At 70.2% G+C, this 14294-nt stretch carries 14 protein-coding genes; 8 read left to right on the top strand and 6 right to left on the bottom strand.

The features are described from left to right. Positions 1–48: 48 nt before the first annotated feature. From K340_RS0123440 to K340_RS0123455, 4 genes are all read left to right on the top strand, one after another. Positions 49–2775, top strand: coding sequence for an ABC transporter permease (locus tag K340_RS0123440; RefSeq protein WP_154674440.1), 2727 nt, complete (start codon positions 49–51; stop codon positions 2773–2775). Next, a complete protein-coding gene (locus K340_RS32780) occupies positions 2775–3794 on the top strand; it encodes an ABC transporter ATP-binding protein (protein ID WP_084614815.1) in 1020 nt (339 codons plus the stop codon). The genes K340_RS0123440 and K340_RS32780 overlap by 1 nt, the downstream gene beginning before the upstream one ends. Then, the gene (locus K340_RS32785) at positions 3791–4756 is read left to right on the top strand and encodes an ABC transporter ATP-binding protein (RefSeq protein WP_084614817.1); all 966 of its coding nucleotides are present in this window, start codon (positions 3791–3793) and stop codon (positions 4754–4756) included. Before K340_RS32780 ends, K340_RS32785 begins: the two co-directional genes overlap by 4 nt. An 85-nt stretch (positions 4757–4841) precedes the next feature. Then, positions 4842–6326 (top strand): long-chain-fatty-acid--CoA ligase, encoded by a 1485-nt coding sequence (locus K340_RS0123455; RefSeq protein ID WP_029138477.1) that lies wholly within the window; start codon positions 4842–4844, stop codon positions 6324–6326. Positions 6327–6457: 131 nt separating this feature from the next. On the opposite strand, the gene K340_RS32790 is transcribed toward K340_RS0123455, so the two are convergent. Both K340_RS32790 and K340_RS0123465 read right to left on the bottom strand, forming a co-directional pair. Next, positions 6458–7396, bottom strand: a complete 939-nt coding sequence (locus K340_RS32790; protein ID WP_211229600.1) for a DUF559 domain-containing protein — start codon at positions 7394–7396, stop codon at positions 6458–6460. 333 nt (positions 7397–7729) lie between these two features. After that, entirely contained in the window at positions 7730–8713 is a 984-nt protein-coding gene (locus tag K340_RS0123465) for an EamA family transporter (protein ID WP_051267354.1), read from the bottom strand. Between the two features lie 94 nt (positions 8714–8807). Here K340_RS0123465 and K340_RS0123470 point away from each other — a divergent pair, with 94 nt between their 5' ends. Next, positions 8808–9353 carry a CGNR zinc finger domain-containing protein gene (locus K340_RS0123470; RefSeq protein ID WP_029138479.1) on the top strand — a complete coding sequence of 182 codons (546 nt, stop codon included), beginning with the start codon at positions 8808–8810 and terminating at the stop codon, positions 9351–9353. Between the two features lie 101 nt (positions 9354–9454). After that, positions 9455–10009 carry an NADPH-dependent FMN reductase gene (locus tag K340_RS0123475; protein ID WP_029138480.1) on the top strand — a complete coding sequence of 185 codons (555 nt, stop codon included), beginning with the start codon at positions 9455–9457 and terminating at the stop codon, positions 10007–10009. Positions 10010–10024: 15 nt separating this feature from the next. On the opposite strand, the gene K340_RS0123480 is transcribed toward K340_RS0123475, so the two are convergent. Further along, complete coding sequence (locus tag K340_RS0123480; protein WP_037366206.1) at positions 10025–10531, bottom strand: SRPBCC family protein; 507 nt, start codon at positions 10529–10531, stop codon at positions 10025–10027. A gap of 32 nt (positions 10532–10563) precedes the next feature. Next, positions 10564–11016 carry a nitroreductase family deazaflavin-dependent oxidoreductase gene (locus K340_RS0123485; RefSeq protein WP_029138482.1) on the bottom strand — a complete coding sequence of 151 codons (453 nt, stop codon included), beginning with the start codon at positions 11014–11016 and terminating at the stop codon, positions 10564–10566. Between the two features lie 105 nt (positions 11017–11121). Here K340_RS0123485 and K340_RS32795 point away from each other — a divergent pair, with 105 nt between their 5' ends. Beyond that, a complete protein-coding gene (locus tag K340_RS32795; protein WP_051267359.1) occupies positions 11122–11820 on the top strand; it encodes a Dph6-related ATP pyrophosphatase in 699 nt (232 codons plus the stop codon). Between the two features lie 46 nt (positions 11821–11866). On the opposite strand, the gene K340_RS0123495 is transcribed toward K340_RS32795, so the two are convergent. Next, positions 11867–12943, bottom strand: coding sequence for a sigma-70 family RNA polymerase sigma factor (locus tag K340_RS0123495; protein WP_084614818.1), 1077 nt, complete (start codon positions 12941–12943; stop codon positions 11867–11869). A 138-nt stretch (positions 12944–13081) separates the two neighbouring features. Here K340_RS0123495 and K340_RS32800 point away from each other — a divergent pair, with 138 nt between their 5' ends. Continuing rightward, positions 13082–13795: a TetR/AcrR family transcriptional regulator gene (locus tag K340_RS32800; protein WP_037366208.1), complete on the top strand. Its 714-nt coding sequence runs from the start codon at positions 13082–13084 to the stop codon at positions 13793–13795. Between the two features lie 79 nt (positions 13796–13874). On the opposite strand, the gene K340_RS0123505 is transcribed toward K340_RS32800, so the two are convergent. Further along, positions 13875–14156 carry a GlsB/YeaQ/YmgE family stress response membrane protein gene (locus K340_RS0123505; protein WP_029138484.1) on the bottom strand — a complete coding sequence of 94 codons (282 nt, stop codon included), beginning with the start codon at positions 14154–14156 and terminating at the stop codon, positions 13875–13877. Positions 14157–14294: the final 138 nt, after the last annotated feature.

The raw sequence follows: 14294 nt of genomic DNA on the forward strand, positions 1-14294 counted from the left end.
ATCGGTACCGGGCGAGGGCAATATGCGGCGGACGGGCGGGGTGAGTTCGTGAGGGGAGACCTCGGCCTGGCCGGGCTCACCGGCCGGCAGCTGCGCGACGACCTCGGGCCGGCCGCGGTGCTGGCGCTGCTGGTGCTGATGGTGTCGGCGATCTTCGCCGCTGCCCCGGCGGCCATGTCGTCGATCGCCACCGCCGAGATCCGCGATGCCGTCACCGCTCTCTCACCCACCGACCGGGACCTCACCGAGAAGACGACCAGCGCGTTGCCGCAGGGGCCGGCCCCGGCCGGCACGGTCACTGACCTGCCGGCGGCCGAGCAACCCGTCTGGGGTTCGTTCGCCGGCGCCCTGGCGCACACCCACGCTGCCTTTCCCGAGCCGGCCAGGCAGGCAACCGACCCGGCCCGGTTCTACCTGAGTACCGCCGCGGCAGGTCTGGCCGACGACCCGGCCGTGACCACGGGCAAGACGATGCAGGTGACGTTCAACGTCGATCCGTACCTCTCCGAACACCTCCGGCTCGTTTCGGGGAAGTGGCCGGCGCCCGGCGACGGGATCCACCCCGACGGCACCATCGATCTGCAGGTGGTGTTGGCGAAGTCGTCCGCCGCAGAGATGCAGTGGACGGTCGGCGCCACGCGCAGTGCAGCGGTCGGCGGTGCGGTGGCCAGGCTGAAACTGGTCGGACTGACCGATGCCGCGGCCGACTCGGCGGATTATCTGGTGCACAACCCGTTCGCCAACCAGCCCAACATCTTCGACGACGGCAACCAGCCGATCCGGGTCACCGGCAGCGTCTTCGTCAATTCCGGGGACTGGTCGATCGCGCAGAGCGCCGGGTCGGCGCAGGCCCTCATCTGGTATCCGGTGCGGGCCGGATCCGTCACCTCCGCGAATGTCGAGGCGATGACGGCTGCGCTGCGCCGGGTCACCGTGGTCGAGTACCCGGTGGTCGGCGCGCCGACCGACCAAGCAACCTTCGCGTTGACCTCGCTGCAATTGACCACCGACCTGCCGGCCGCCCTTGACGCGGCGAGGGCCAGGGTGGTGTCGGCATCCGCCGTGCAAACGGTGGCCGCTCTCGGCCCGTGCGGCGCCGCGCTGGCCGTGTTGGCGCTCGGCCTGCAATCGTTCCTGCGCCGGCGGCGGCCGACCACCGCGTTGCTGGTGTCGCGCGGTGCCTCGCTCGGCCAGGTGCGCCGCTCGCTGGCGGTGCAGGGCGTGCTGATCGGACTGCCGGCAGCGGTGGTCGCGGTTCTGGTGGTCCAGTTGCTGTTCGGTTGGCGGGCGCCGTGGTGGGCGATGATGCTCGGACTGCTGGCCGGATTGATCCCGGCCGCCGCCCTGCCGCTGGGGGTCTCGGCGTCCGGACTGCGCGCCGCCCGGTCCGACTTCGGCACCGCGTCGGCCGGCCGGCCGGGCTGGATCGGCGAGGTGGTGGTGCTGGCACTGGCCGCGCTGTCGCTGTACCTGCTGCTCTCCGGCGGGCTGGCCGCCGGCTCCGGGGGCGGCGCCGACGTGTTGGTGGCGGCCGCCCCGGTGTTCCTCACGCTGGCTGTGTGTGTCCTGGTGCTGCGCTGTTATCCGTTGGTGCTGCTGGCGATCCAGCGCACCATGCGCGGTCGGCGTGGTGCCGTCGGATTTCTCGGCGCCGCCCGCTCGTTGCGGGAGCCGATGGTCGGCACCCCACTCATCGTGGCGACCGTCACCGGGGTCGCGGTCGCGGTGTTCTCGGTGGTGACGCTCGCGACCGTGACCAGCGGTATCGACGGGGTGGCGGCCCGGACGGTGGGCGCCGATCTGCGGGCGGCCGGCCCCTGGATGACCGAGGATGTGGTCGACCGGGTGCGGGCCATTCCCGGCGTCGAGGTGGTCAGTACGGCCGGGTTCGGCGGTTCGATCGCCTTGAAATCCGACTCCGGTACCCGCAACGTGAACCTGTATTTCGTCGACAGCACCACCTTCGCCCAGGTGCAGCAGGACATCCCGGGGGCGCCGGCGGTGCCGACGACGATGGGCACCAGGACGGACGCCGGGGTGCCGATCGTCGTCTCGGATTCGGTCCGGGCGGCGCTCCCCGGCACGCTGACGGTGGACGGCGATCCGGTCGACGTTGTCGGGACCGGTCGCTACTCAGCCGGCCTCGGCGATCGTGGCGACTGGGCGATCGCCGACGTCACCCTGGCCCGGTCTTTGCTCACCTCCAACGGGGTGCCGGACACCGTGCTCGTCTCGCTGCAGCCGGGTTCCGGTCCGGCGGCCGCGGCGGCCCTGACGAAGATCGTCGGTCCGGATGCGGTCGTGCAACGGCCGTCCGACGTGGTCGACCGGCTGACCGGTGCGCCGACCATCGGCGGCATGCGGGCCGCGCTGATCGCGGCCACCGCGCTCGGCCTGCTGCTGGTGGCACTGGCCGTGCTGGTGACGGCGGTATCCGGTACCAGGACACGCAACAGGCTGTTCGCGGTGCTCCGGGCGCTGGGGCTGGACCGGCGGCAGATGGCCCAGCTGGCCGGTTGGGAACAGGCGCCGCCGGCGCTGACCGCGGTCGTGGTCGGCGGCGGGTTCGGGGTGCTGCTGGCCGCGGTGATCGGCGGCGTCGTCGATCTGCGGGCGTTCACCGGCGGTACCGACGAGCCCGCACTCTCGGTGCAACTGTGGAGCCTGCTGACGGTGATCGGCGGCTTCGTCGTGGTGGTCGCGCTGGCCATCGGAGTGTCGTCGCTGCTGGCCAGGCGGGCAGGCGCGGCTACCGTGTTACGGATGGAGGACTGATGACCAGCGACAACGCGGCGGTGGTGAGCGACCGGGCGGTACCGACGGCGCCGGACGGTGCCGACCTGCCGGTCGGGCTCGACGACGGTGACGGGGCAGCGGTGCTGTGTACCGATCTGGTCCGCGTCTACACCGCCGAAGGGGTGGAAGTCCAAGCACTGCAAGGGTTGAGCCTGCGCGTCGAGCCACGTGAGCTGGTGGCGATCGTCGGCGCGTCCGGCTCCGGGAAGTCCACCCTGTTGTCGATCCTGTCCGGCATCGACCAGCCAACCGCCGGCACCGCACGGGTCGCCGGCCACCAGTTGGTGGGGATGAACCGCCGGCAGCGGGTGGTCTACCAGCGCGACGCGGTCGGCTTCGTCTGGCAGCAGACCGCGCGAAACCTGCTGCCGTACCTGACCGCCGCCGAGAACATTGCGATCGTGCTGGCGGTCGCGGGCCGGGGGCGCGGCGGAGCGGCCGGCCGGCGGGCCAGGGTCAGCGAGCTGCTGGAACTGACCGGGGCGGCCGATGAGGCCGATCGCACACCGGCCGAGATGTCCGGCGGGCAACAACAACGGGTGGCGATCGCGGTGGCGCTGGCCAACAATCCCGAGGTACTGCTCGCCGACGAGCCCACCGGCGAACTCGACGAGCAGGCCACGGTTCGGGTGCTGGACACCCTGCGGTCGGTGAACGACGAGCTGGGCACCACCACGCTGATCGTCACCCACGATGCCGGAGTGTCCGACCACGTCAGCCGGACGGTGCAGATCCGGGACGGCCGGATTGCGGCAGAAACCCTGCGGCGCACGGTGACCGGGCCGGATGGCGGGCCCCGGCAGGTGGCCGAGGACTTCGCCGTGCTCGACCGGGTGGGGCGCATGCAGCTACCGCCGGACGTGGTGCGGGAACTGGGCCTGCGACAGCGGGTCAGGCTGCACCGCCAGGACGATCACCTGGCGGTCTGGCCGAGCGGCCTCGACCCGACGGCGTCGGGGCCCGACCAGTGGACCGACGAGGGGACCCAGCAGCGATGAACGATCCGTTGTTCGCCGACACCCCGGAGCCGTCAGACGACCGGCCGGGCCGCCGGGCGGCCGGGCCCGGCCACTCAGCGGTCGGGCCAGGTCACCCGGCGGTCGGGCCTGGTCACCCGACGGTCGGGCCTGGCCACCTGGCGGCCGAGCCATGGACCCAGCCGAAGCCGTTGGGCCACACCGGCAACGGCGTGGCGGCGGGCTCGCCGCGGCCGGCGGCTACGGCCGTGGTCGACCGGCACGACTTCCGGGCCAGCGAGCCGTTGCTGCGGGCCGGCGGGCTGACCAGGGTGTACCCGACCGCCGCCGGCGACACGGTGGCCAACGATCACATCGATCTGCTGGTGCGGCCGGGGGAGCTGGTGGTGGTCGCCGGGCCGTCCGGCGCCGGCAAGACCACGCTGCTCAACCTGCTGGCCGGGTTGGACCGGCCCACCTCCGGCGAGGTGTCGTTGGCCGGGCGGAACTATGCCGAATGCAGCGACCGCCAGCTGTCGGAACTGCGCCGCGAATACATCGGCTACGTGTTCCAGGCGTTCGGTCTGCTACCCATGCTGTCGGCCAGGGAGAACGTCGAGGTGCCGCTACGGCTGTTGCGGACGCCCGCGCGGGAGCGGGACCAGCGGGTGACGGAAGTGCTCGGCGACGTCGGGCTGGCCGGGCACCTTGACCAGCGGCCCTACGAGCTGTCCGGTGGTCAGCAGCAACGGGTCAGCCTGGCCAGGGCGCTGGTGGCCCGGCCGCGACTGCTGCTGGCCGACGAGCCGACCGGACAGCTCGACAGTGCGACCGCCGGCGGCATCCTGCAGCTGATCCAGCACCTGGTGCACCGGCTCGGGGTGGCCGCGGTGGTGGCCACCCACGATGCGGACCTGATGGGTATGGCCGACCGGCTGGTGCAACTCAGCGACGGTGCGGTGGTGCAGCCGGCCGCGGCCGGCCGGCACGGCCGACCGGACTGATCCCGACTCGGGATCCCGGCGCCGGTGCTTCCCCAGGGCGGGGTGTTCGTGGTGAAGTGTCAGCACCCCGGACCTAGGAGTGACGATGGCCAACCTCGCCCGCAATCTGCTCGCCTCGGCCGCCCGCGTTCCGGACCGGCCGGCGATCATCTTCGACGACGTGCGGCTCACCTTCGCCGACCTCGACGCGGCCAGCGCCCGGATGGCCGGATACCTGACCGGTAAGGGTCTGCGGGCCGGCGACCGGGTGGCGCTGATGCTGCCGAACGTGCCGGCCTTCGCCGTCATCTACTACGGGGTGCTGCGGATCGGCGGTGTGGTGGTGCCGATGAACCCGCTGCTCAAGCTGCGCGAGATCGAGCATTACCTCGGTGACTCCGGGGCGTCGATGATCTTCGCGTTGCCCGGCGATGCGGCGGCCGGGGCGAGCTCCGCCGGCGCCGAGTTCGTCGCCGTCGAAGGCGCCGACGCGATCGACCTGCGCGGCGTCATCGGCGGCAGTGAGCCGGTGACCGAGGTGACCGACCGGGATGACGCGGACACCGCCGTCATCCTCTACACCTCCGGCACCACCGGTAAACCCAAGGGTGCAGAGCTGACCCATGCCAACCTCGACAGCAACCAGCGCACCACAGCCCAGACGCTGCTGGAGCTCACCGACAACGATGTGGTGATGGGCTGTCTGCCGCTGTTCCACGTCTTCGGAATGACCTGCGGGCTCAACGCCGCGGTGGCGGCCGGCGCCGCGCTGACGTTGATCCCACGCTTCGACCCCTCGGCGGTGCTGGACGTGATCGCCCGCGACCGGGTCACCGTGTTCGAGGGAGTGCCCACCATGTACGCGGCGATGCTGGCGGCCGCGGCCGGCCGGGACACCGACCTGTCGTCGCTGCGGACCAGCGTCTGTGGCGGCTCCTCGCTGCCGGTGGAGGTGCTGCGGAAGTTCGAGAAGGCCTTCGGCTGCATGATTCTCGAGGGCTACGGGCTGTCGGAGACATCGCCGGTGGCCTCGTTCAACCATCCCGACGCGGAGCGCAAGGCCGGCTCGATCGGGTTCGCCATTCGTGGCTGCGAGATGGCCATCATGGATGAGTCGGACGCGGTGCTGCCGGCCGGCGAGGTGGGCGAGATCGTCATCCGCGGCGAGAACATCATGCGCGGCTACTGGAACAATGCCGAGGCGACTGCTGCTGCGATCCGGGAGAGTTGGTTCCACTCGGGCGATCTCGGCCGGCAGGACGACGACGGCTACTTCTACGTGGTCGACCGGAAGAAGGACATGATCATCCGCGCCGGGATGAACGTCTACCCGCGCGAGGTCGAGGAGGTGCTGTACGAGCATCCCGCGATCGCCGAGGCCGCGGTGGTAGGGACGCCGGATCCGATGCTGGGCGAGGAGATCGCCGCGTACGTGGTGCTGGCCGCCGGTGCCTCGGCCGAGCCGGCGGAGATCTCCCAGTTCGTCAAGGATCGGTTGGCGGCGTACAAGTATCCGCGCAAGGTGACGCTGATCGATGCCCTGCCGAAGACCGCCACCGGCAAGATCCTCAAGCGAGAGTTGCGCGACTGACCTACCGGGCCCGTCCCGCCCTCAGCCGGCCACCACATCACCCTTTGCGACGTCTCGGTGACGTCCGGACGCTGGAATCGCAGATTCCGCGACCCTTTGGGACGTCTCGGTGACGTCTGGACCATTGCGATTCAGCTTCCGGCCTGCAGGTGGCCCGGGAAGTGCTGGCGCCACTCGGGTTTGAGCTGTCGTGGACGTCGGATTCCGCGCTTCTCCCGTACTCGCATGATGCGCTCCAACGTATTCGCCGGATCGCGGTACAGGTCGGGGGATCGGATGATGATCACCCGCCAGCCATCGTCGTCGAACTCCTCCCGGCGGGTCACGTCGATGGCCCACTGCCGGTCGTCCTCGGCGTGCTGACGGCCGTCGTACTCGATCGAGATCTTCAACGTTTCGTAGGCGAGATCGCAACGGCGGCGCCAGCTCCCGTCACCGTTGTAGAGAATGAAGTTGACCGTCGGTTCCGGGAGGCCGGCCAACACGATCAGCATCCGGGTGCGCGTCTCGCGGGGCGAGTCGACACCGGCGCGGACCAGCCCGGCGGCGCGCCTGGCCAGCCGGGCGCCACGACCGCGGAAGCCTTCAGCGGCTGAAACCAGGTTCGACGGGCTCGTCCGACGGTGTTTGACCAGACCGTCGCCGACCGTTACCAAGTCGACCAACGACAGCTGTGCGGCCAGATCCAGGAAAGTCCTTTCGGGGGGAGTGACCACGATGCCGCGAAGGATCCGTGCGCCGACCTCGGCATCGGCGGCGTGCACCGCGATGCCGGTCGGCCCGCGCCAATGGCTGGTGCCGCTGACGGTCAGATGGATCTGGGGATCCATCGGCACCACAGCTCCCCAGAGTTCGGCGGCTGTCTGATGGCTGACCACTGCACCGGCAGGCGCCAGCAGAAGTGCCGCGGTGGTACGCAGCTGCACCGAGTCGGGTTCGGTGGCAGCCACGTACACCCCGCGAAACACCGGCCGGAACTTGCTGCCGCGCAGCGCAGTCCGGCCGATCCCGGCAGCTCTGGACTGCGCCACCGTGAAGGGACGTCGACCGAAGTTTCCCGGAATCCCCACCCGACCACATTGACTGATCTGCGGGGCTGCCTCCGAGTTGTCCACAATGATCTTGGTGGCGATGCGGACGGATCGTGGCAAGGCCCGGAAGTCACCGAGACGTCGCAAAGGGCGCCTGGATGGGGAGGTTTCGCGTCGGGACGTCACCGAGACGTCGCAAAGGGCGCGAACGGGTGCGGGACGGCCTGGTAAGGGGGTGAGGCGGACGGGCCGGCTGACGGAGGTTATGGGGTGAGGCGGACGGGCCGGCTGACGCAGTTCATGGGGTGAGGCGGACGGGCCGGCCGGCGCAATTGGCGGCTGACGCGGCCGGGCGGGGCTGACAAGGAGCGGCTACCCCGCCGCCACCGGGGTACCCGGCTGCGGGTTGCGATCCCGGCTGCCGAGCCGGACCAGCACCACGCCGGCCAGCACCAGCGCGCCGCCGAACAGTTGGATCAACGCCGGGACCTCGGAGAGCACCAGGGCTGCGAAGACGATGGCGAACAACACCTCCGTCAGCCCGAGGAAGGAGGCCATGGTGGCGCCCAGCCGGCGGCCGGCCTGGACACCCGCAACGTAGGCGACGGCGGCCGTCATCACCCCGAGCCAGGCCACCGGCACCAGCCAGCTCATGGTGACCCCGCCCAGCTGGACGTCGGTGAACACCACCGTCATCGGCAGCAATCCGACCATCCCGGCGAGCCCAAGGGCGACCGACCCGGTGACCATCCCGGCGGTCACCACCAGCAGCGGCGGCAGGCCGTCCTCGGTCCGTGCCGCCAACACGTAGTAGACCGCCAGTCCGACCGCTGCGCCCAGGCCCCAGAGCACGCCGATCGGCGAGACCCTGGTCGCCCCAAGGACATCCAGCACCAGGACGAGCCCGACGATCGCCACACCGGCGCCGATCAGGGTGAGGGTGGCCGGCCGTACCCTGGTCCGCAGCCAGACCCAGCCGACGATCAGCACGATGCCCGAGTACTCCAGCAGCAGGGCCACGCCGATCGACAGGTGCTGCACAGCGTTGAAGTAGCAGACCTGCGAGCCGGCGACCGCGAACAGCCCGAACAGGGCCAGCAGCCCTGCCCGCCGGCGGACCAGGTGCCAGCGTCCGCGCAGGGCCGACAGTCCCGGCCCGATCAGCAGGATCGCCGCCAGTCCGATCCGCAGCAGGACCGCGGCGCCGGCCGACCAGCCGGCGTCCAGCAGCGGGCGCACCACCACGCCCGAACTGCCGAAGGTGGCCGCGGACAACAGGCCGAAGCCGACGCCGGGCAGGATCGAGGTCCCGGCGGCCGGTGTCTGCGCGGCGGCGATGGTGCCTCGATCGGTCATCGGGATGCTCCTGCGAGGGATGCCAGTCACGGCATGTCAGTGGTGTACCGGGTTACACTGCTGACACTAGGAGTCGAGCGCGTCAGGAGTCAAGTTGCTTTTTGCTCATGACACAGAGGTGTCGCTCCTGTCGGCGGCCGCGTTGGTCAACACGGACTCGACCGACGGCGACACGCTGACAACCGTCGATCAGCTGGACGCGTTCGTGACGGCCAACGAGTTCACCGGCAGTCGGGCCCACGACGAGGCCGAACTCCGTGCGGTCCGCCGGCTGCGCGGCCGGCTGCGCGGAATCTGGACCGCCGACAGGTCGGCGCTGGTCGACGAGGTCAACCAGCTGCTGCGGGACGGCCGCGCCCTGCCGCAGCTGGTGCGGCACGACCACTGGGACTACCACCTGCACGCGACGGCGCCCGAGCAGCCGCTGGCCACCCGGATGGCGGTGGAGGCGGCGATGGCGCTCGTCGATGTGATCCGCAGCGATGAGACCGACCGGTTACGGACCTGTGCCGCCGACGATTGTGACGACGTTCTCATCGACCTGTCGAAGAACCGCTCGAAGCGATTCTGCGGCGTGACCTGCGGAAACCGGGCGAACATGGCCGCCTATCGGGCTCGTCGCGCGGCTGGGTCGACCTGACCGTCACCGGTAGTATGAATGAAATGTCAACAATTGCCTCGGACAACAGTATTCCCCCCAATGCGATGCTCCGCTCAGCGGAGCATCGCCAGAGTGGGCCGGTGCTGGGCGTGATCGTGGCCAGTACCCGGCCGGGGCGGGTCGGCGGCGTCATCGGTGAGTGGCTGGAGAAGCAGGCCGTCGGGCACGGCGGCTTCGAGGTCCGGATGCTGGATCTGCAACAGCTCGATCTGCCGTTCCACGACGAGTCCGCCCATCCGATGACCGGGACGTACGCCCACCCGCACACCCGCAACTGGAGCGAACTGGCCGACGGCTGCGACGCGTTCGTGCTGGTGATGCCCGAGTACAACTACTCGTACTCGGCGCCGCTGAAGAACGCCCTGGACTTCCTCAAGCGGGAGTGGAAGTACAAGCCGGTCGGCTTCTGCAGCTACGGCGGCGCGTCCGGCGGCATCCGGGCGGTGGAGGCGATCAAGCCGCAGCTGGTGGCGCACGGGATGTACGCGATCATCCCGAGCGTCTCGCTGCAACTGGCCAGGGACCTCGACGAGAATCGTCAGGTGCGCTCGACCGAGGCGTTGCAGGGCGCGGCGACCGGCATGCTCGACGAACTGGCCAAGCTGGCCCCGGTACTGCGTCAACTACGGGTCTGACGGCTGCCGCGCCGTTCAGCGCTTCGAGGCGTCCGCCGAGATCGCAGACGCCAAGCGCTGCAAGGTTTTCGTCATCCCCAGGGCCATCCGCCGGGGATACCCGGCAAGGTGGATCGCCGGCGCGAACAGCGCGGCGCCCCAGTCGTAGCTGTGCAGTACCAGGGTGGACGGCAGCCCGTCGGGGCCGGCGATCGGGACAAGTTGGTAGCGCCACCGCTGGCCGCCGATGAACCGCCGGCCGTTGCGTTCGCCGACGGTCTCCCAGGCGATCACCCGGTTGTCGACGAATTCGATCACCCGGTTCATCGACCGGTAGCGGAACTTCGACTGCTGCATCGCCATCGAGAACGTCGATCCGAGTTCCAGCCGCTGCGGTCCGCGGGACCGGCCGTGCAACGTCCCGGAGCCGTCGATCTGGTGGTGCCGGGCCGGATCGGCCAGCAACGCGAAGATCAGCTCCGGCGGCGCGTCGATGGTGCGTTCGACGGTGACCGTGCGGTCGGCGCGACCGGGAGTTCCCATCAGTCGATTCTGCCGGGTGGCAGAAACGAGCATCAGCGGGGCTCGAGCAAGAACACAGGAATCTGCCGGTCGGTCTTGGTCTGGTACTCCGCATAACTCGGATACGCCGCCACACAGCGGGGCCACCACAGCTCGCGTTCCTCGGGGGTGGCGAGCCGGGCGCGCAACTCATGGTGCTCGGTGCCGTCCTGGACCGTCAGATCGGGATTGGCGACGATGTTGCGAACCCAGACCGGGTCCTCCGGCGCGCCGCCCTTGCTGGCGACGGCGGCGTACACGCCGTCGTGCTCGACCCGCATCAGCGGGACCCGGCGAGGCTTGCCGGACTTCGCGCCGATCATGGTCAGCACCATCACCGGGCTGCCGAGCACGTCGACCGAGCGGGTGGTGCCGGTGGCGTCGATCTTCTCCAGCTGCTTGCGTACCCAGGGCGTCGCGTTGGGCTCGAATTGCTGGCTCGGTGTTGCGGTGGCGTCAGTCGTCATAGCTGTTGCAACGCCCGAGCGCGTCGGGCATTCCCTGCCGGGCGGCGGTACGTAGGTTGTGGTCGTGGCTTGGCTTCCTGCAGCGCCGGCAGTCGGATCCGGCCCGTGACCACGCCGATGCCGATCGCCTTCCAGTGGAGTGGCGGCAAGGATTCCGCGCACGCCCTGGGGCGGCTACTGCTCGACCACAGGTACCAGGTGCGGTGTTTGGTCAGCACCATCGACCGTGCGGGCAGCGGTTCGACGGTGCACGGATTGGCCGAACGACTGCTGCGGGCGCAGGCCCGCGCCATCGGAGTGCCGCTGCACACCGTCGCGCTGGCCGGTCCCGGGCTCGAGGACTACACCGAGGTGATGGGCGATGCGGCCCGGCGAATGCGCGCGGCCGGGATCCGCGCGGTGGCCTTCGGTGACCTCGATCATTCCGGTGCCTTCGACCACCGGGTGAAGCTGTTCGGGCCGGCCGGGCTCTCGGTGGTCGAACCGTTGGCCGGCCTGACGTCACCCGAATGCATGGAGGATTTCCTGCAATCGCGGATCGATGCCCGGATCGTGGTGGTCGATGCCGCCGTTCTCGGCCCCGACCACCTCGGCGCCGCCCTTGATCGGGCGTTCGTGCAGGCGTTGCCAGCCGGCTGCGACCCGTGCGGGGAGTTCGGTGAGTACCACACGTTTGTCCCGTACGCGCCGTACTTCCGGCGGGCCGTCACGTTCGTCGTCGAGGCGACCGAGTGCATCGAGCGCCGGATCGGCACGCTGGACGGGATCAGGTCGTTCAGCTACTGGCAACTGCGCCTTCGGTAGCGCCTCGACCCGGTCCCGGCCCGGCGACGACGCGCCGGGACGGGCTTCAGGCGGTCTCCGGCAGGCCCCACTGCTCGAACAGCGACAGGTCGAAGAAGGCGACCACGTTCGTCACCCCGGTCGGGCCCATCTCCAGCACCTGCAGCTGGAACGGGCGGTGCACGCCGTCCTCGCCGCGCATGTAGAGCCCGAAGGCCGGCTGGCCGTTCGCCGAGGTCGGGATCAGCCGCTGGTCGTCGGGGCCCTGCGCCGGGCAGTTCGCCGAGATCAGCCGGCCGATGTTCTCCGCGCCCCGGTACCAACCGGTGAACGGCGGCATCTGCCAGACTGCGTCCTCGGACAGGATGTCGACGATGGCGCCGACGTCGTAACTCTCGAACGCCTTCACGTAGCGCGCCAGTAGCTCGTGGTCGCGCTCGGACAGCTCGGCGGCATCGATCGGACCGGTGTCGCCCGCGTGCGCCCTGGCCCGCTGCAGCGCGCTGTTCGCGGAGGCGACCGAGATCTCCAGCGTCTCGGCGGTCTCGGCGGCGCTGAAGGCGAGCACGTCGCGCAGGACCAGTACCGCTCGCTGCTGCGGCGTCAGCTTCTGCAACGCGGCGACGAAGGCCAGCCGGACACCGTCGCGGCTGACGGCGGTGGTCGCCGGATCGGCCGCCTCGACCCGGTCGGGCAGCGGTTCCAGCCACGGCACCTCGGCCGTCTCCAGCGTGCCGACCGGATCCGATGGGTCGCCGCCCAGCCCGCTCGGCAGCGGCCGCCGGCCGCGCTGGCCGAGCGCCGTCAGACACGTTCTGGTGGCGATCTGGTACATCCAGGTCCGGACGCTGGACCGGCCCTCGAACGCGTGGAACGCTCGCCAGGCCCGCAGGTAGGTCTCCTGCACCATGTCCTCGGCCTCATGGCTGGAGCCCAACATCCGATAGCAGTGCGCGATCAGTTCGCGGCGCAGCGGTGCGACCAGCGCCTCGAACTCGGCGTCGGTCACCGACTGCCGAGCGGCCGGTGCGGTGCCGGATCCCTGCGCGCCGGATGCTTGCGCGCCGGCTGCTTGGCTGACCGACTCGGTGATTTCTGATTTCCGGGCGCTGGATTCGTCGGCCCTGGGGTCTGCGCGGGTCATACTCCACGACGGTACGCAGCGGTACCGACATCCGCAGCGGCCTTTTCCGTGGTTCCTGCTGCCGCGGCGCCGGCGGCGCAATCTGCGAGCGTCGGTCGGAAACGCGAGCACCAGGCCGAATTGTGTCAGGATGGTCGGATGACGCCCCCCGCGCACCGCACCGCCCGCGCCCTGGCCAGACAGACGCTGACGGCGGAGATTCTGGACGCCGCCCGCCGGCAGCTAGCCGAACTCGGCCCGGGGCAACTCTCGCTCCGGGCGATCTCCCGGGAGCTGGGGATGACCTCATCGGCGATCTACCGCTACTTCGCCAGCCGGGACGAACTGCTGACCGTGCTGCTCGTCGAGTCGTACACCGCGCTCGGAGACATCGCCGAACGAGCCGCGCTCGGCGCCGGCACGGCGGGCGAGCGCTTTGTCGCGACCTGCCGCTCGGTGCGCGCCTGGGCGAAGGAACGGCCGCACGAGTGGTCGCTGTTGTACGGCTCGCCGGTGCCGGGATATCGCGCTCCCGAGCAGACCGTCGACCCGGCCTCGCGGATGCCTTTGGCACTGCTCCGCCTGGCGGAGCAAGGTCTGAGGGACGGCCAGCTCACCCCGCCACAGGCCCCGGAGGCGCTCGCGCCGGAATTGTCCGCGCAGGTCGCGGCAATGGCGAAGGCGATGGGTGGCGACCTGCCGGACTGGCTGGGGGTGCGGATGGGCGGCGCCTGGACCCAGCTGATGGGCACCATCAGCGCGGAGCTGTACGGCCATCTGGTGGGCACCTTCGACCCGTCCGACGACTTCGCCGAATACGTCTGGGCAGCCACCGCCCGCCGGGTCGGATTCAGCGATCCGGCCGCCGGCTGAGCTGCCGACCTCAGGAACGGCGCCGAGCCCGTCCCGCCGGAGCGGGACGGGCTCGAACCAATGGGTGCCGACGCGTGGGTCAGCCGGTGATCTTGCTCCGGCCCCCGGCGAACTTGACCCACAACGCCACCACGATCACGGCACCGATCACGGAGCCGACGATCCCGGCGGGCTGGAACCAGCCCTCGCTGGGGTCCTTGTGGAAGATCAGGTAGCCGAGGAAGCCGCCGACGAAACTGCCGATGACGCCGAGCAGGATGGTCAGCGGGATGGACATGGATTGCTTACCGGGCACGATCAGCCGACCCAGCGCACCGGCGATCAAACCGATGACCAGCATGCTGATGATGAATCCGAACATCATTTCCTCCCGTTGGGCGGTCTGGCATTGCTAGCCACGGGCGGGTGCCGCGGCCGAACGGGTGGTACCCGCGGACAACCTGGATGAAACCCGTGACGGAGTGGATTGTCGAGATGCGCGCCCGGCGTTTCGCGCGCA

Origin of the sequence: Nakamurella lactea DSM 19367 (assembly GCF_000426645.1) — a bacterium.
GTDB classification, from domain to species: domain Bacteria; phylum Actinomycetota; class Actinomycetes; order Mycobacteriales; family Nakamurellaceae; genus Nakamurella; species Nakamurella lactea.

Coding starts and splice junctions, on each gene's coding strand:
- K340_RS32780 (WP_084614815.1), top strand. CDS start 2,775: ATGACCAGCGACAACGCGGCGGTGGTGAGCGACCGGGCGGTACCGACG.
- K340_RS32785 (WP_084614817.1), top strand. CDS start 3,791: ATGAACGATCCGTTGTTCGCCGACACCCCGGAGCCGTCAGACGACCGG.
- K340_RS0123455 (WP_029138477.1), top strand. CDS start 4,842: ATGGCCAACCTCGCCCGCAATCTGCTCGCCTCGGCCGCCCGCGTTCCG.
- K340_RS0123465 (WP_051267354.1), bottom strand. CDS start 8,713: ATGACCGATCGAGGCACCATCGCCGCCGCGCAGACACCGGCCGCCGGG.
- K340_RS0123480 (WP_037366206.1), bottom strand. CDS start 10,531: ATGGGAACTCCCGGTCGCGCCGACCGCACGGTCACCGTCGAACGCACC.
- K340_RS0123485 (WP_029138482.1), bottom strand. CDS start 11,016: ATGACGACTGACGCCACCGCAACACCGAGCCAGCAATTCGAGCCCAAC.
- K340_RS0123495 (WP_084614818.1), bottom strand. CDS start 12,943: ATGACCCGCGCAGACCCCAGGGCCGACGAATCCAGCGCCCGGAAATCA.
- K340_RS32800 (WP_037366208.1), top strand. CDS start 13,082: ATGACGCCCCCCGCGCACCGCACCGCCCGCGCCCTGGCCAGACAGACG.
- K340_RS0123505 (WP_029138484.1), bottom strand. CDS start 14,156: ATGTTCGGATTCATCATCAGCATGCTGGTCATCGGTTTGATCGCCGGT.